At 68.3% G+C, this 15,883-nt stretch carries 16 protein-coding genes and 1 tRNA gene; 2 read left to right on the forward strand and 15 right to left on the reverse strand.

Annotated elements, in window-relative coordinates; genetic code table 11:
* The first annotated feature begins 97 nt into the window (after window positions 1-97).
* Complete coding sequence (locus tag A5688_RS09345) at window positions 98-907, forward strand: SDR family NAD(P)-dependent oxidoreductase (protein WP_067908163.1); 810 nt, start codon at window positions 98-100, stop codon at window positions 905-907.
* Window positions 908-1,221: 314 nt separating this feature from the next.
* Here A5688_RS09345 and A5688_RS09350 read toward each other — a convergent pair.
* From A5688_RS09350 to A5688_RS09395, 10 genes are all read right to left on the reverse strand, one after another.
* Window positions 1,222-1,298: transfer RNA gene (locus tag A5688_RS09350), tRNA-Pro, on the reverse strand.
* Between the two features lie 60 nt (window positions 1,299-1,358).
* On the reverse strand, window positions 1,359-2,126 hold the full coding sequence (locus A5688_RS09355) for an IclR family transcriptional regulator (RefSeq protein WP_278184168.1): 768 nt from the start codon (window positions 2,124-2,126) through the stop codon (window positions 1,359-1,361).
* Window positions 2,123-2,953, reverse strand: coding sequence for a cyclase family protein (locus tag A5688_RS09360; RefSeq protein ID WP_067828414.1), 831 nt, complete (start codon window positions 2,951-2,953; stop codon window positions 2,123-2,125). The genes A5688_RS09355 and A5688_RS09360 overlap by 4 nt, the downstream gene beginning before the upstream one ends.
* 11 nt (window positions 2,954-2,964) lie before the next feature.
* Window positions 2,965-3,744, reverse strand: a complete 780-nt coding sequence (locus tag A5688_RS09365) for an SDR family NAD(P)-dependent oxidoreductase (protein WP_242660190.1) — start codon at window positions 3,742-3,744, stop codon at window positions 2,965-2,967.
* A 288-nt stretch (window positions 3,745-4,032) separates the two neighbouring features.
* Window positions 4,033-5,433 carry a ribosome biogenesis GTPase Der gene (der, locus tag A5688_RS09370; protein ID WP_067828419.1) on the reverse strand — a complete coding sequence of 467 codons (1,401 nt, stop codon included), beginning with the start codon at window positions 5,431-5,433 and terminating at the stop codon, window positions 4,033-4,035.
* A complete protein-coding gene (gene cmk / locus A5688_RS09375) occupies window positions 5,430-6,113 on the reverse strand; it encodes a (d)CMP kinase (protein ID WP_067908168.1) in 684 nt (227 codons plus the stop codon). The genes der and cmk overlap by 4 nt, the downstream gene beginning before the upstream one ends.
* Complete coding sequence (locus A5688_RS09380) at window positions 6,110-6,853, reverse strand: pseudouridine synthase (RefSeq protein WP_067828424.1); 744 nt, start codon at window positions 6,851-6,853, stop codon at window positions 6,110-6,112. The genes cmk and A5688_RS09380 overlap by 4 nt, the downstream gene beginning before the upstream one ends.
* Window positions 6,853-7,563 carry an SMC-Scp complex subunit ScpB gene (gene scpB, locus A5688_RS09385; protein ID WP_067828427.1) on the reverse strand — a complete coding sequence of 237 codons (711 nt, stop codon included), beginning with the start codon at window positions 7,561-7,563 and terminating at the stop codon, window positions 6,853-6,855. Before scpB ends, A5688_RS09380 begins: the two co-directional genes overlap by 1 nt.
* On the reverse strand, window positions 7,564-8,391 hold the full coding sequence (locus tag A5688_RS09390) for a segregation/condensation protein A (RefSeq protein ID WP_067828430.1): 828 nt from the start codon (window positions 8,389-8,391) through the stop codon (window positions 7,564-7,566). It lies immediately after the preceding gene.
* Window positions 8,388-9,251, reverse strand: a complete 864-nt coding sequence (locus A5688_RS09395; protein WP_067908171.1) for a ParA family protein — start codon at window positions 9,249-9,251, stop codon at window positions 8,388-8,390. The genes A5688_RS09390 and A5688_RS09395 overlap by 4 nt, the downstream gene beginning before the upstream one ends.
* A gap of 278 nt (window positions 9,252-9,529) precedes the next feature.
* On the opposite strand from A5688_RS09395, the gene A5688_RS09400 reads away from it, so the two are divergent.
* Entirely contained in the window at window positions 9,530-10,297 is a 768-nt protein-coding gene (locus A5688_RS09400) for an O-methyltransferase (RefSeq protein ID WP_067908174.1), read from the forward strand.
* Here A5688_RS09400 and xerD read toward each other — a convergent pair whose 3' ends face one another.
* The 5 genes from xerD to steA form a co-directional block, all read right to left on the reverse strand.
* Entirely contained in the window at window positions 10,298-11,242 is a 945-nt protein-coding gene (gene xerD, locus A5688_RS09405) for a site-specific tyrosine recombinase XerD (protein ID WP_067828439.1), read from the reverse strand.
* Entirely contained in the window at window positions 11,239-11,871 is a 633-nt protein-coding gene (locus A5688_RS09410) for an NUDIX domain-containing protein (RefSeq protein WP_067908177.1), read from the reverse strand. The genes xerD and A5688_RS09410 overlap by 4 nt, the downstream gene beginning before the upstream one ends.
* Window positions 11,864-13,615 (reverse strand): CTP synthase, encoded by a 1,752-nt coding sequence (locus A5688_RS09415; protein ID WP_067908180.1) that lies wholly within the window; start codon window positions 13,613-13,615, stop codon window positions 11,864-11,866. Before A5688_RS09415 ends, A5688_RS09410 begins: the two co-directional genes overlap by 8 nt.
* A gap of 122 nt (window positions 13,616-13,737) precedes the next feature.
* Window positions 13,738-14,682, reverse strand: a complete 945-nt coding sequence (locus A5688_RS09420; RefSeq protein ID WP_067908183.1) for a copper transporter — start codon at window positions 14,680-14,682, stop codon at window positions 13,738-13,740.
* A gap of 8 nt (window positions 14,683-14,690) precedes the next feature.
* The gene (gene steA / locus A5688_RS09425) at window positions 14,691-15,872 is read right to left on the reverse strand and encodes a putative cytokinetic ring protein SteA (RefSeq protein ID WP_067828451.1); all 1,182 of its coding nucleotides are present in this window, start codon (window positions 15,870-15,872) and stop codon (window positions 14,691-14,693) included.
* Window positions 15,873-15,883 lie beyond the last annotated feature (11 nt).

The raw sequence follows: 15,883 nt of genomic DNA on the forward strand, positions 1-15,883 counted from the left end.
TTCGGACGAGAGGCCGCCGACGGTGCCACTATCTGACGGACAGGCTTGCAATTACCCCGCAAGGGCGAGCGATTATCCTTCGTCAAGGGCATCGAGCGTGTCGGGGAAGGTTGCGTTCGTTACCGGCGGGGCGTCCGGCATTGGCGCCGCGTTGGCGACCAAGTTGGTCGATGGGGGCGCCGAGGTCTGGATCGCCGATCGTCAGATCGGCCCCGCGCAGGATCTGGCGCAACGCCTCAACAGGGGTGGCACAAAGGCGCACGCGATTGAGCTGGATGTGCGCAGCTATCCATCGTTTGAGCGTGCCGTCGCCGAGGCGGTAGGGCAATCCGGGCGGATCGACTACCTGTTTAACAACGCAGGCATTTTGGTCGACCGTGAGGTCGACTCGTACACGCTCGATGACTGGAACGACGTGTTCGATGTGAACCTGCGCGGTGTGGTGCACGGCATCCAGGCGGTCTATCCGATCATGATCGGGCAGCACTCCGGCCACATCGTGAACACAGCCTCGATCGCCGGTCTCGCCGCCGGCGCAGTGCCGGCCAGCTACGCCGCCACTAAGCACGCCGTTGTCGGGATCTCCAAGTCGTTGCGCATCGAGGCCGAGCGCCACGGCGTGCAGGTATCGGTGCTTTGTCCTGGCATGGTCTCGACTCCGATGGTGCTAACGGAGAGACATCGGGGGATGGCACCAGGACCAATAGAACGCTTTCTAGAAACGTCAAAACCCGAACGGTTCGCCGAGCGCGCCCTTCGTGCCGTGTTGCGGGGAGACGCGATCATTGTGTTGCCGACGTGGTGGAAGGCATTCTGGTACCTGGAGCGGTTCTCGCCCGCGTTGTCGATGCTCGTCGCAAAAGCCATGCTTGAGCAAAAACGTCGGATGCAGTCCACCGCCGCCTGATCTGCTGTCTTAATGGCTAGACACCCCGGATTCTAAAACTCGCGTGGGCCGGTACGGTGGGTAATCTTGCCGCAGGGCATGCAGCCATACGTTTCGGTTAGGCACGTTTCGGGCAAAGTCGAAGGTAATTGTCGGCCACGTTCCGGGTACGCAACCGCGCCAGGTTTGCCGGTGCCGATGACTAGACAGCGGGCCGCGCGGCATCCGGTGGACAGCAGCCGGAGTGCTGGCCGATGCTGGCGAAGCATCGCACAGAGATCGCACGACTAAGCGGCTAGACCCACCAGGAATGTGCGTCGAACAGGCAATTCATGTGGTCGGGCTGACAGGATTTGAACCTGCGACCACTTGACCCCCAGTCAAGTGCGCTACCAAACTGCGCCACAGCCCGCACGCCGATGCTTGCACCGGCAGCAGGTCGAAAGCCTACCGTAAACGACCCACCACCCCGCTAATCGACCTTCCCCGACGCGGCGCCCGCCCTCTCGACCCAGTTCAGCAGGGCCGCGGCGAGTTCGGCCTCCCGACCGTAGAACCGCTGCGCCGGCACGGGCACGCTGACCGCCACCATCTGCTCGCTCGGCCCGCCGAGCACCGCGCCCACCGCGCAGATCCCTTCGGTCTGCTCCTCGCGGTCGTAGGCGACGCCGTCAGCCTGAATCTGTTCCAGTTCGTCGCGCAGCGCCACCGGGGTCGTGATCGTGTTCGCGGTGAACGCAACCAGCCGGCTGGGCAGCACCCGATCGCGCTCGGCGGGCGGCAGCTTGGCCAGCATCGCCTTCCCATTCGCGCAGCAGTGCAACGGGAACGACTCGCCCACCGCGCTGATCGCGCGCAGCCGGTGCGGTGAGACCACCTGGTCGACGAAGGTCGCGCGGTCCCCGTCCAGGATCGACAGGTCGACGGTCTCCCCCAGCTCGCGGGACAGTTTCTCCAGGAACGGATGCATGTCGATCACCAGAGCGGCCCGCACGCTACCTGCCATCCGCGCGATCTCCGGGCCCAGCCGGTACCGTCCGCGCACGCCACGCGATGCCACCAGACCCTCGTCGTCGAGCGCGTTGAGGATGCGGCTGACGGTGGAGCGCGCCATGCCCAGCCCGTCGCCGATCTCGGCCTGGCTGAGCCCACCGGGATGCGCCTGCAACAGCCTCAGCATCTCCGCCGCGCGGGCGATGACCTGAATGCCTCCGCTGCGGGCATCGGATTCGGTTGTCACGCAACCTGTCCCGTCTCGATGCGGTAGTTGCCGGTGGGGTCGACGATGGCCACCAGCCGCACGATGCAGCCGTCGCCGCCGACCCAGCGCCACGGGAAGGCGGCGAAGGTGACCCGCTTGCCGGTGACCTTGTCCAGCTCGCCGCCGACGTTCTCGAAGCCGTAGATGCCCCTCGACAGGATCGCCCGGTGACACGGTTCCCACTCCGGGAAGTCGTCGAGCACGCTGCGGCCGGTTTCGTGCTCGTATTCCTTGACCGCCCAGGGCAATAGGCCGCCGGTGTGCTCGGCGGGCCCGTGCGGCCCGATCGACGTGGCCAGCGGATGATCGAGCGCCTGGGTGTCGGTGCCGACCGCCTTGACACCCTTGGCGGCGAACCACTCGCCGGCTTCCTTGTAGAAGCCCGGCGAATAGGCGTAGTACGCGGCGCTGTCGGAGTATTTGTGGTGCCACCCGGTGTTGACGATGACGATGTCGCCCGGCCGGATCTGCGGACTGGCCTGCTCCAGGTCCTCGGCGGTGACGACGCCCCACTTGTCCTTCGGGATCGACACGACGACGCCGGTGCCGAAGAAGGCGCTCAGCGGGATCTCGTGCAGGAACGGGGTGCCCTCGACGACGTGCGCGGGCGCGTCGATGTGGGTGCCCGAATGCATTACGGTGGTGATCTTTTGGGTCAGCACGCGGCTTCTGGCCATGTTGTGCAGCCGCTCGATCTTGACGTCCTCGAAGTACGGCCAGGCCGGCACGCCGTGACCCCACGGGTGGGACAGATCGTAGAACTCCAACGCCGATTCGGCTTGACCCAGTGGCCAGGTGAGGCTCATGTCAATTCCTTTCAGCACGCCGTGTATCCGCCGTCCAGGTACATCACCTGGCCGGTATAGAAGTTCGACGCGTCGCTGAGCAGATAGATCAGCCCGCCGACGAAGTCGTCGGGTTCGGCGAAGCGGCGCAACGGGATTCGCGCGAACATCGCCTCACGGGTGGCGCGGCCCTTCTCGTCGTCCGCGTACATCCATTCGGTCAGCTCGGAGCGGAAAACCGTGGGCGCGAGCGCATTTACCCGGATGCCGGCCGCGCCCCATTCGGCGGCCAGGCCCTTGGCCAGCAGGTCGGTCGCCCCCTTCGACGGGCAATACGCGCTGTAACCGGCGGGATGGCCCAGCGCGCCGCGCACCGACGACACCAGCACGACGCTGCCCCCACTTGCCTGCTCGAGCAGCACCCGTCCGGCCGCCTGACACACCAGCCAGGCGCCGCGCGCGTTGGCGCCCATCACCCGGTCGAAATCCTCGACGGACATCTCGGTGATGGGCGCGACGTGGTTCATGCCCGACGCGACCAGGACGCCGTCGAGCCGGCCGTGCCGGGCGACCGCCGCCTCGACCATGGCCTGGGCGGCGGCGGGGGTGTCCGGGCGGCGGGCGACCACCACGGCATCCTCGAAGCCGGGCGCTTCGGCCAGGCGGGCCAGCCCGTCCGCGTTGCCGCCGGCCAGGGTGAGGCGGGCTCCCGCATCGGCCAGCGCCCGGGCCGCCACGCTGCCCAGAGCGCCGGTCGCTCCGGTGATCAGGATCGACTTGTCTCGCACGCTGAAGCGCGTCGCGGTATCCACTAGTGCCTCCGCTATTTCCACAATACGGGCATATCCACCCGTTATACGAGAGACGTTAAGAGCGATGGCCCCTCGATGTCAACGCGAAGTCCTGTGATGCGGCTTTCAGATTCCATATCGCGGGAACAGATACGCGGGCCCCCGGAGAGCATGATGTGAATCCCAAGCTCGCTAGCGCATGCGCTAGCTGACTCGAGAAACACCGATTGGTTCCGGAGAGGAGAGCACCTCAACCCCGGAGGGACCGAAAACCCCCGAGGCGCGACTAGCCACGGCGAACCTCGGCGCTCAGCGCCGCCTGGCGCCCCGCTTTTCGCGCACCCGCACGTTGATCCGGATCGGCGATCCCTCGAACCCGAAGGTCTCACGCAGCCGGCGCTCCAGGAAGCGCCGATACCCGGCCTCCAGAAAACCGGTGGTGAACAGCACGAACGTCGGGGGCCGGGCGGTGGCCTGGGTGGCGAACAGGATGCGCGGCTGCTTGCCTCCGCGCACCGGGGGCGGCGTGGCCGCCACCACCTCTTTCAGCCACGAATTGAGCGGGCCGGTCGGAATCCGCGCGTCCCACGACGCCAGCGCGGTCTCCATCGCGGGCACCAGCTTCTGCAACGCGCGGCCGGTCTTGGCCGAGATGTTGACCCGCGGCGCCCACCGCAGCTGCACCAGCTCGCGGTCGATCTCGCGCTCGAGCAGTTCGCGGCGGTCTTCGTCGACCAGATCCCACTTGTTGAAGGCCAGCACCAGCGCGCGGCCGGCCTCGATGACCATCGACAGCACCCGCTGGTCTTGCTCGGTGAGCGGTTCCGATCCATCGATCAGCACGACCACCACCTCGGCCGCGTCGATCGCCGAGCGGGTGCGCACCGAGGCGTAGAACTCGTGCCCGCTGGCCTGGCCGACCTTGCGCCGCAGGCCCGCGGTGTCCACGAACCGCCACACCTTGTCGCCCAGCTCGATCAGCGAGTCCACCGGGTCCACCGTCGTCCCGGCGACATCGTGCACCACCGAGCGCTGATCGCCGGCCAGCTTGTTCAGCAGCGAGCTCTTGCCCACGTTGGGCTTGCCGACCAGCGCGACGCGCCGTGGGCCGCCCGTTGTGGGCGCCACCTCGGACACCTCGGGCAGCGCGGCCAGCACCGCGTCGAGCAGATCCGCGACGCCGCGGCCGTGCATCGCGCTGATCGCGTACGGTTCGCCGAGCCCCAGCGACCACAGCATTGCGGCGTCCGCTTCGGCCTTGTCGCTGTCAACCTTGTTGGCCGCCAAAAAGACCGGCTTGCCCGACCGCAGCAGGATCCGGGCGGCGGCCTCGTCGGCCGTGGTGGCGCCGACGACCGCGTCGACCACCAGGATCACCGCATCGGCGGTGCGCATGGCCACCGAGGCTTGATCGGCCACCAGTTGCTGCAATCCCTTCGCGTCGGGTTCCCATCCCCCGGTGTCCTGCACGATGAACCGGCGGCCGGTCCAGAGCGCGTCGTAGGACACCCGGTCGCGGGTGACGCCGGGGACGTCCTGCACCACCGCTTCGCGTCGGCCCAGGATCCGGTTGACCAGCGTCGACTTGCCCACATTGGGCCGGCCGACCACCGCCACCACGGGCGCCGGCCCGGACTCCTGGAGTTCGTCCACACCGAATTCGACGGAATCCCAGTCGCTTTCGTCGCTCCACGTGCCGTCTTGGCTCATCGCACCGCTCCGCTGCGCTGCTTGACCAGGTCCCGAAGGTGGGAAATCACCTGCGCCTCGGTCATTTCGCTGGTGTCGACGACCACGGCGTCCGGGGCAGCCCGCAGCGGTGACACCGCCCGGGTGGAATCCAGATGGTCGCGGCGGCGGACGTCGGCCAGCACCGCCTCGTAGTCGTCGGCCAGCCCGGCGGCCACGTTCTGGTCGTTGCGCCGCCGCGCCCGCGTTTCGGCCGATGCGGTCAGGAAGATCTTCACGGGCGCCTCGGGCAGGACGACGGTGCCGATGTCCCGGCCCTCGACGACCACGCTGCCCGGGCCCTCGGCCATCTCGCGCTGCAGGCCGACCAGCCGGGTACGCACGGCGGGAACCGAGGACACCGCCGACACCGCGGCGGTGACCCGGTCGCCGCGGATCTCCGCCGAGACATCCTCTCCGCAAAGGAAATAGCGGTCGCCGTCGGGGTGATAGTCGATCGACATCCGCACCGTCTCCGCCGTGTGCGCGACGGCGTCGGCGTCGGCCGGGTCGATGTCGCCGCGCAGCACGGCCAGCGTCACCATCCGGTACATGCCGCCGGTGTCCAGGTAGCGCGCCCCCAGCGCTTGAGCCAATCCCTTTGACACCGAGGATTTTCCGGTGCCCGCCGGGCCGTCGATGGCCACCACGACGTCAGTCACAGGCCCACCGCCTTGTACAGCTGCCCGACCTCGTGATGCGCCAACGCCCGAATGGTGCCCGGACGTTGCTTTCCCAGCGCGACCGGCCCGATGTCGGTGCGCACCAACGACTCCACCGGGAAGCCCGCGGCCGCCAGCAGCCGGCGCACGATGCGCTTGCGGCCCTCGTGCAGCGTCACCCGCACCAGCGTCTTGCCCGGAATGGCGTCCACCACCGCGAACTCGTCGAGTTTGGCCACCCCGTCGTCCAATTCGATCCCGGCCCGCAGCTTCTTGCCCAGCCCCCGCGGCACCGACCCGGTCACCGTCGCCAGATACGTCTTGGGCACCTCGTGGGAGGGATGCATCAGCCGGTGCGCGAGCTCGCCATCGTTGGTCAGCAGGATCAGCCCTTCGGTGTCGGCGTCCAACCGCCCGACGTGGAACAGGTTCTTGTTGCCGCGAACCTTGCGCTCGACCAGATCGCCGATGCACGGCCGGCCGCGGTCATCCGACATGGTGGAGTGCACACCGCGCGGCTTGTTCAGGGCCAGATACACCTGCGAATCGTCGAGCACCACCCGGGCCCCGTCGACGCGGATCACCGCGGAGTCCGGGTCGACGCGGGTGCCCAGTTCGGTCACCACCTGCCCGTCGACCTCGACGCGGCCGTCGATGATCAACTTCTCGGCGGCCCGCCGCGATGCAATTCCGGCTTGGGACAACACCTTTTGCAGCCGGATCCCCTGAGCTTCGTCCATCAATCCTGGTCCACGTCGAACGTCAGCGACTGGTCGGACGATTGACCGCCGGAAAGTTTGATGAAACGTGGCTCGCTGTCCAGGGATTCGCTGAGGTCCTCGATCGTGTCGACGTCGGGGAGCAGCGGCGCGATGTCCGGCAGGTCGGCCAGCGACGTCAGCCCGAGCCGCTCCAAGAACAGGTCGGTGGTGGCGAACATCACCGCGCCGGTGTCCTCGTCGGCGCCGGCCTCGGTGATCAGGCCGCGCGCCAGCAGCGTGCGCATCACGGCGTCGACGTTGACCCCGCGCACCGCGCTCACCCGCGCGCGGGTCACGGGCTGGCGGTAGGCGACCACGGCCAGCGTCTCCAGCGCGGCCCGGGTGAGCTTGGATCGCGCGCCGTCCAGCAGCAGCTTCTCGACGTAGGGCGCGAACCGGGAGCGGGTGTACATCCGCCAGCCCTCGCTGTTCTGCCGCAGGTCGATGCCGCTGTCGCGGGCGGTGAGTTGCTCGGCCATCTCACCCAACTTGGTGACGATGCGGTACACCGGTTGCTGGGTGGCGGACGCCAGCGCCTCCGCGGTGACCGGGGTGTCCACCACCAGCAGCAGCGCCTCGAGCACGCAGCCGAGTTCCTCGGATTCCATGGGCGCGGCCTCGGCGATGTCCGGGATGCCCGCATCGAGATCGACGTCGGACACGTCGACGTCGGGCAGCTCTTCAGTCACTTATTCGTCCCGCACTTCTACCAAGGCTTCACTGGCCGGACGTTCGCCGGTCCACGAGATTTGGAGCACGCCAAGCGGCTCTGACTGGTCGAATGCTACCGCCCGCGACCGATACAGTTCGAGCAGCGCCAGGAAGCGCCCGACCACCTCCATCGACGCCTCGCAGTCGGCGACCAGCTCGGAGAACGTGGCCCACGCGCCACTGCCCCGCGCTTGAAGGATCGCCAGCAACTTCTTGGCCTGCTCGGGAACCGAGACCTGGACCTGGTGCAGGTGCCCGACGGACACCGTCGGGACGGGCCGCGGGCTGAACGCGATCGCGGCGATCTGGGCGAAGCGCTCGGGGTCGACGCCGATCATCACCTCGGGCAGCAGCTCGGTGAACCGGTCCTCCAGCGACACCGAGCGCGGATAACTGCGCAGCGCGGTGGCCTCCAGTTCGGCGAACATCTCGGCGACGTGCTTGAACGCGCGGTACTGCAGCAGCCGGGCGAACAGCAGGTCGCGCACCTCCAGCAGCGCCAGGTCTTCGTCGTCGTCGACCTGTCCGGCGGGCAGCAGCCGGGCCGCCTTCAAGTCCAGCAGGGTCGCGGCAACCACCAGGAACGCGGTGGTCTCCTCCAGCTCCAGCTGCGGACCGATCTCGCGGGTGTAGGCGATGAAGTCGTCGGTGACCTGGTGCAGCGCCACCTCGGTCACGTCCAGGCGATGGGCGAAGATCAGCTGCAGCAGCAGGTCGAACGGGCCCTCGAAATTGGTCAGGCGGACTTGGAAGCCAGCTCCGTAGCCGTTCTGCTGTGGCGCCTCACCGGTTTCGGTCGCGTTCACGCGCCGAATCGGTCGATGAACTCACGGGCCAGCGCGCGATAAGCGATGGCCCCGGTGGAGCGCGGGGCCCAGGTGGTGATGGGTTCGCCGGCCACGCTGGTCTCGGGGAATCGGACGGTTCGGGTGATGACGGTGTCGAACACCAGGTCACCGAACCGCTCCACCACCCGGGCCATCACCTCGCGCGAGTTGACCGTGCGGGGGTCGTACCGGGTGAGCAGGATCCCGCTGATCTCGAGCTTCGGGTTGAGCCGGTCGCGCACCTTGTCGACGGTGTCGGTGAGCAGCGCCAGGCCGCGCAGCGAGAAGTACTCGCACTCGGTGGGGATCACCACGCCGTCCGCGCAGGCCAGGCCGTTGACGGTGAGCAGCCCCAGCGACGGCTGGCAGTCGATCAGCACGTAGTCGTAGCGGTCCAGCACCGGGTGCAGCGCGCGGCCCAGCGTCTGTTCGCGTCCCACCTCGTTGACCAGCTGGATCTCGGCGGCCGACAGGTCGATGTTGCTGGGCACCAGGTCCATGTGTTTGACCCGGGTTTGCAGCAGCACGTCGTCGATGGACACCCGCGGCTCGACCAGGACGTTGTGGATGGTCTTGTCCAGCTCGTAGTGCGGGACACCCAGGCCCGCCGACAGCGCGCCCTGGGGATCCATGTCCACCAGCAGGACCCGGCGGCCGTATTCGGCCAGCGCGGCGCCAAGGTTGATGGTGGAGGTGGTCTTCCCGACGCCACCCTTTTGGTTGCACATGGCGACGACCTTGGCCGGGCCGTGCGAGGTGCGCGGCTGTGGCTCCGGGATCGCCCGCGGCGGCCGCCCGGTCAGACCGAGCTCGACGCCGCTGTCCGGCTGCTCGGTCATGGCGAGGGTGGTCGGGAGGTGAACATCGTCGGAAAGTCTAACGGGTTCGGCGCGCGAAACTCGGCGACCCGCAGGCAATTAACCAGCCAATATGGGCAAAAATCGGTGGTAGAACGCACATTCCGACAGCCTGTTCACTTCAGTCACAGCAGCACCAATTTCCGAGGACGATGCGGAGTCGAAACGCGCTAGCACCGGCGCTATCGCTTTCGAGAATGACCAATAGTCACCGCAGCGGCCCCCGATGCGGGATCAACCACCGGCCTATCGTGGCGTCTATGAACCTGAAGCGACGGATACCTCTACTGCGTTGGTCGGTCTGGCGCATGGCCGCCGGCGCTCAGAACATCACCACCACCGGCCAGATCGGTGACGGGCGCGAAGCGGCCGCCGTCGAATACGTCCTGCAGAACGCGCGGGCCGGCGACATCGACGACGTGCTGGCCACCATCGACAAGTTCGCCTACGAGAAATCGCTGCTGATCAACGTCGGCGACGAGAAAGGGCAGCTGCTCGACGCCGCCGTGCGACGGGCCGCTCCCGCGCTGGCGCTCGAACTGGGCACCTACGTCGGCTACGGCGCGTTGCGCATCGCCCGGGCCGCCCCCAAGGCGAAGGTGTTCTCGGTCGAACTCGCCGAGGCCAACGCGGCCAACGCCCGCCGGATCTGGGCCCACGCCGGCGTCGCCGACCGGGTGACGTGCGTGGTCGGCACCATCGGCGACGGTGGCCGCACCCTGGATGCGCTGGCCGACGAGCACGGGTTTGCCGCCGGCGCACTCGATTTCGTGTTCCTGGACCACGACAAGGACGCCTACCTGAACGACCTGAAGAGCATCCTGGACCGGGGCTGGCTGCATCCCGGCTCGATCGTGGTGGCCGACAACGTCCGGGTGCCGGGCGCGCCGAAGTACCGCGAGTACATGCACCTGCAGCAGGGCAAGCGGTTCAACACCGTCGAGCACAAGACGCATGTCGAGTACCAGACGCTGCTGTCCGACCTGGTGCTGGAATCCGAGTACCGGGCTGAGCCGGCGGCGGGATAGCTACCGCGCCCGGGGGTGGGCTTCGGCCCATACCTCGCGCAGCGCGTGCACGGTGACCATGGTGTAGATCTGCGTCGTCGTCACCGAGGCGTGTCCCAGCAGCTCCTGCACCACCCGCACGTCGGCGCCGCCCTCCAGCAGGTGGGTCGCGAAGGAATGCCGCAGCATGTGCGGCGACACCCCCGAAGTGATCCCGGCGCGTTCGGCCGCGTCCTGCAGGACCTGCCACGCGCTTTGCCGCGACAGCCGCCCGCCGCGCACATTGAGGAAGATGCCCGGCGTTCCGCGCCCGCGCCGGGCCAGCTCCGAACGCCCGCGCACCAGATAGGCGTCCAGCGCGGCGACGGCCGGACGCCCGATCGGCACCAGCCGCTGCTTGCCGCCCTTGCCGCGCAACAACACCGAGCGGGCGTGGGTGTCGACGTCGTCGACGTCGAGGCCGACGGCCTCGGAGATCCGTGCGCCGGTGGAGTACAGCAGCTCCAGCAGCGCCCGGTTGCGCAGCGTCAGCGGACCGTCGGCCGGGCTCTCGCCGCCGGCGCCCTCCAGCAGCGCCAGGACCTGGTCGATGGTCAGGCTTTTGGGCAGCCGCCGCCCCGGCGTCGGCGGGCGGACCGCGCGCGCCACGTCGAGTTCGGCCAGCCCTTCGGCGGCGGCGAAGCGATGCAGGCCGCGCACCGCGATCAGCGCCCGCGCCGCCGACACCGCGGACAGCGCGGCGGCCCCGGTGTCGGGATCCCCGCGGCGCAGGGCCACCAGGAATTCGCTCACGTCGTTCTCGCCCACCTTGGCCAAATCGTGAATTCCGCGGTCCGACAGGTGTTTCGTGTAGCGGCGCAGGTCGCGGCGATACGAGCTCAGGGTGTTCGCGGCGACACCGCGCTCGATCGTGAGATGGTCGAGGTAGCCCTGCAACTGCGTGTCCAGCACAAGCGCCGTTGTCATTGCGCGGCCCGCCCACCTTTTCGCGCGGCGAACGCCGTCGGCCTGTCGATCCACGGGCTGTCCGCCGGCCGGGGCCGCGCGAATCCCTCGGTGACCGCGTGAGCGGCCAGAATCCCGGCAATCGCAATGGAATTCACTACCTCGCCGCTGAACACCATCCGCGCCGCGTCGGCCACGGGGAACCAGCGCATGGTCATGTCGGCTTCCTCGTGATGCGCCTCGGGCCGGTCCACCTCGCTCAGCCCGGTGGCCAGGTAGATCCGCACCGACTCGTCGGAGAAGCCCGGGGCGGAGTTGAGATCGGCGAGCACCTGCCAGGTCTCGGCGCGCAGGCCGGCCTCCTCCTGGAGTTCGCGCGCGGCCGTCTGCTGCGGCGGCTCCCCGGCGATGTCGAGCAGTCCGGCGGGCAGCTCCCACAGCCGCCGGCCGAACGCGTGCCGGTATTGGTAGATCAGCGGAAGGTTGTTCTCGGCGTCCAGCGCCGCGATGGCGACCGCCCCGTAGTGCTCGACGACCTCACGCACCGCGATGGCGCCGCCCGGCATCCGGACCCGGTCGCTGCGTAACGCGAAAATCTTTCCGGTGTACAGCGTTTCGGATGACGCCGTCTCGAAGACGTGGTCAGCCACGGGTCGCGGGCTCAGGTATCGGCCGCGCAGCGCTGTCTCGGTGCTGGATGCCGTTCGATGACTGCTCCGGGATTTCCACCGGCAGCCGCTCTCCCGCCTTGTATTCGATGGCCGCCCCGACGAATGCGACGAACAACGGGTGCGGCCGGGTGGGCCGGCTCTTCAGCTCCGGGTGAGCCTGGGTGCCGACGATGAACGGGTGCACCTCCGGCGGGTATTCGACGAACTCCACCAGATGGCCGTCGGGCGACGTCCCGGAAAATCGCAGGCCGCTCTCCGCGATCTTGTCGCGGTAGGCGTTGTTGACCTCGTAGCGGTGGCGGTGCCGCTCGGAGACCTCCGTGGTGCCATAGGCCTGCGCCACAATCGAATCCGGTTCCAGCACCGCGGGGTAGGCGCCGAGGCGCATGGTGCCGCCGAGGTCGGCTTCGCCGGCCACGATGTCGACCTGATCGGCCATCGTGGAGATCACGGGATCCGGTGTCTCGGGGTCGAATTCGGCCGAGTTGGCCTGGTCCAGACCGGCGGCGCGGGCGGCCTCGATCACGATGCATTGCAGGCCGAGGCACAGCCCCAGCACCGGCAGCCCCCGAGCGCGGGCGTGCCGGATGGCGCCGAGCTTGCCCTCGATGCCCCGGATGCCGAAGCCGCCGGGGATCAGCACGCCCTGCACGTCGTCCAGCGCCGCCGCGGCCCCGGCCGCGGTCTGACAGTCATCGGAGGCCACCCAGACGATTTCGACCTTGGCGTGGTGCTTGAACCCGCCGGCCCGCAGCGCCTCGGCGACCGACAGATAGGCGTCGGAAAGCTCAACGTACTTGCCCACCAAGGCGATTCGCACGTTTTCGTGCGGCTCGTGCACCCGGCGCAGCAGGTCGTCCCATTCGGTCCAGTCGACGTCGCGGAACGGCAGGTTGAGCCGGCGCACCACGTAGGCGTCGAGTTCCTCGCGGTGCAGCACCTTGGGGATGTCGTAGATCGACGGCGCGTCCGGCGTGGAGATGACGCCGTCGATGTCGACGTCGCACATCAGCGCGATCTTGTTCTTCAGCGCCTCGGGGACGTCGCGGTCACAACGCAGGATCAGCGCGTCCGGGGTGATACCGATGCTGCGCAGCGCGGCCACCGAGTGCTGGGTGGGCTTGGTCTTGAGTTCGCCCGACGGGGCCAGGTAGGGCACCAGGGAGACGTGCAGGAAGAACACGTTCTCGCGGCCCACGTCGTGACGGACCTGGCGGGCCGCCTCCAGGAAGGGCTGCGACTCGATGTCGCCGACGGTGCCGCCGATCTCGGTGATGACGACGTCGGGGCGGTTGCCCTGGGCGTCGGGCTGGGCCATCGACATGATGCGCCCTTTGATCTCGTCGGTGATGTGCGGAATCACCTGGACCGTGTCGCCGAGGTATTCGCCGCGCCGCTCCTTGGCGATGACCGTCGAATACACCTGCCCCGTAGTGACATTCGCCGAGCCGGACAGGTCGCGGTCCAGGAACCGCTCGTAATGGCCGACGTCCAGGTCCGTTTCGGCGCCGTCCTCGGTGACGAAGACCTCGCCGTGCTGGAACGGGTTCATGGTGCCCGGGTCGACGTTGAGGTACGGATCGAGCTTTTGCATCGTCACGTACAACCCGCGAGCCGTCAGTAGCTGACCAAGGCTGCTGGCGGTCAAACCCTTGCCCAACGAGGAGGCGACGCCCCCGCTGACGAAGAGGTGCTTGGTGACGGATTGCGGGTGCTTTCGCACAGGCGACCTCCGTGAAGACGGGCAGGGCGTGAAAAGTGTTCTAGCGAATGACTAGATGGGCCTGCCGACCCACGGAAACCCACCCTAACATCAGCCGCGCTGTGTCGCGGCTAACACGCCCGCTACTGAGGCACCGTGATTGACGTCGCCCCGTGACCGGTGCCGTACTGCCCGGCGTGACCGCCGCCCAGCAGGTCGTGCAGGCCCAGGACCGCCGTGATGCGGCCGGGCGCGGCGTCGACGTTGTCGACGGTGCTGATCGCCGAGTTCATTCCGGCGTCGGCGCGGGTGACGGCCACCGCCGCACCCCCGGTCGCCGAACCGTCCCGCCCGGCCAGCAGGGTGCCCGAGCCGTGCGGGGCCAGCGCGGCCGAGAACCGGGCCACGCTGACTCCCTTGTTGCCGGCGTCCTGGGGCAGCGCGCCGCCCGTGACGATCAGCGCGGCGTTGGCCGCGCCCATGTGATCGGTTGCCTGGTAGGTGATGAAGCCGGTGTCGCGGAGCGCGGCCAGCACGGTGTTGCGTTGAATGTCGTCTACCGGCGGGACCGCCGGGTTGGCGTTGGCCAACAGGGCGATGCCCATCAGGTCACCCGCCTGCGAGCCCTGGTCGACGAGCTTGGTGCTCAGCTGCTGGCCGGCGGGCAGCACCGACGAGTTCACCACCGTCTGCAGTTTCTCCGCCGAATTGGCCTCGACGAACTCCTGCGTCAGCGACACCGTGCCGGTCACCGTCCCGCCGGCCTGACCGATGAACTTCGACACCGCGGCCACGTCGTCGTCCTTGGCGTCCGGGGTGCGGAACACCACCACCGACTTGCCGCCCAGCGCGTCGTGCACCATCCGCCCGACCAGTTGGGTGTCGAAATTGTTTGCCGCGCTGAGCTTTTCGTTCAGCACGTTCTTCTGGTCGTTGAGCCCGCTGATCTGGGTGTTCAGGTCCCGCTTCTCGTCACGCAGGCTGGACAGCAGGGTGTCGGACAGGAAGCCGGAACCGAGCACGACTCCCACGGCCAGCGCCAGGAAGACGGCGGCCAGCGATAACGCGTGTTGACGCAACGAGATCATTTCCAGCCCTAGCTCACGAAGTGCTGAATCCAGAGGGTGAAGTGGTTCCAGTAGTCGGTGACCCAGTGCAGCACCATGCCGTCGGTGCGCGACACCCACAGGGCGACGATCACCGCGATCAGCATGGTCAGCGCCAGCAGCGCGATGGCACCCGCCGAGATGTGGTTGCGGTACAGGGTGGCCACGGCCTTGGCGTCCACCACCTTCTCCCCCACCCGAAGCCGGGTCAGGAAGGTCGACGGGTTGCTGTGCGCGCGGGTCCGGTCGAAGAACGTCTCGATGTTCGCGGTGTGGCCGGCCGTCACCAGCAGCGCGGCGCCGTGGTGGTCGGCCAGCAGCAGCGCCAGGTCGATCGCCGAGCCCGCGGCCGGGAACGTCATCGCCCCGACGCCGAGATCCTGAATCCGTTCCAGCCCGGGCGCGTGCCCGTCGGCGTCGGCGGGCAACACGACCTGGGCACCGCACTTGAGCGCGTCCGTGCTGATCTGGTCGGGGTCGCCGACGATGACCTGGGGGCGGTAGCCCGCCTTGCGCAGCACGTCGGCGCCGCTGCCGACACCGATCAGCGCCGGCTGGTACTCCTTGATGAACGGCTTGAGGGACTTCAGGTCCTCCTCGGCGCTGGGCTCGTCGGCCACGATCACCACGTGCCGGCGGCGCAGGTCGACGTCGACGTCGGGGATGCCGATGCCGTCGATCAGCAGCGGGCTCTCGCTCTTGATGAACTCGATGGTGTTGCCGGCGAACGCCTCCAGATGCGCGGACAGCCCGCTCTTGGCCTCGCGCATCAGGTCGGCGATGTCGTGGTCGGTGCGCTCGGTCCCGCGGACCAGCCTGCGGTCACCGGCGTACACCCCGCCCTCGTGCAGGCGGATCTTGGCGCCGTCCTTGACCTTCTTGAAGATGTCGGGTCCGGCCTCGTCGATCAGCGTCACCCCGTTGTTGACCAGCACCTCCGGCCCCATGTTCGGGTAGCGGCCCGACACCGACGGCGACGCGTTGACGACCGCGGCGATGTCGGCTTCCACCAGCGCGTCCGCCGTGATCCGGTCCAGGTCCAGAACGTCGAGCACGACGATGTCGCCGGGGCAGACCCTGCGCAGCAATCGGTCGATGTTCCGGTCAACGCGGGCGGTGCCGACGAGGCCCGGCCGGGCGGGGTTACGGGAAAGCAGGCCTGACATCTTCATGGGGGCGATTC

This window comes from Mycobacterium mantenii (assembly GCF_001667865.1).
In the GTDB taxonomy this organism is placed as follows: Bacteria; Actinomycetota; Actinomycetes; order Mycobacteriales; family Mycobacteriaceae; genus Mycobacterium; species Mycobacterium mantenii_A.

Coding starts and splice junctions, on each gene's coding strand:
- xerD (WP_067828439.1), bottom strand. CDS start 11,242: ATGACAACGGCGCTTGTGCTGGACACGCAGTTGCAGGGCTACCTCGAC.
- A5688_RS09360 (WP_067828414.1), bottom strand. CDS start 2,953: ATGAGCCTCACCTGGCCACTGGGTCAAGCCGAATCGGCGTTGGAGTTC.
- A5688_RS09395 (WP_067908171.1), bottom strand. CDS start 9,251: ATGACCGAGCAGCCGGACAGCGGCGTCGAGCTCGGTCTGACCGGGCGG.
- A5688_RS09420 (WP_067908183.1), bottom strand. CDS start 14,682: ATGATCTCGTTGCGTCAACACGCGTTATCGCTGGCCGCCGTCTTCCTG.
- A5688_RS09400 (WP_067908174.1), top strand. CDS start 9,530: ATGAACCTGAAGCGACGGATACCTCTACTGCGTTGGTCGGTCTGGCGC.
- steA (WP_067828451.1), bottom strand. CDS start 15,872: ATGAAGATGTCAGGCCTGCTTTCCCGTAACCCCGCCCGGCCGGGCCTC.
- A5688_RS09380 (WP_067828424.1), bottom strand. CDS start 6,853: ATGGACGAAGCTCAGGGGATCCGGCTGCAAAAGGTGTTGTCCCAAGCC.
- der (WP_067828419.1), bottom strand. CDS start 5,433: ATGAGCCAAGACGGCACGTGGAGCGACGAAAGCGACTGGGATTCCGTC.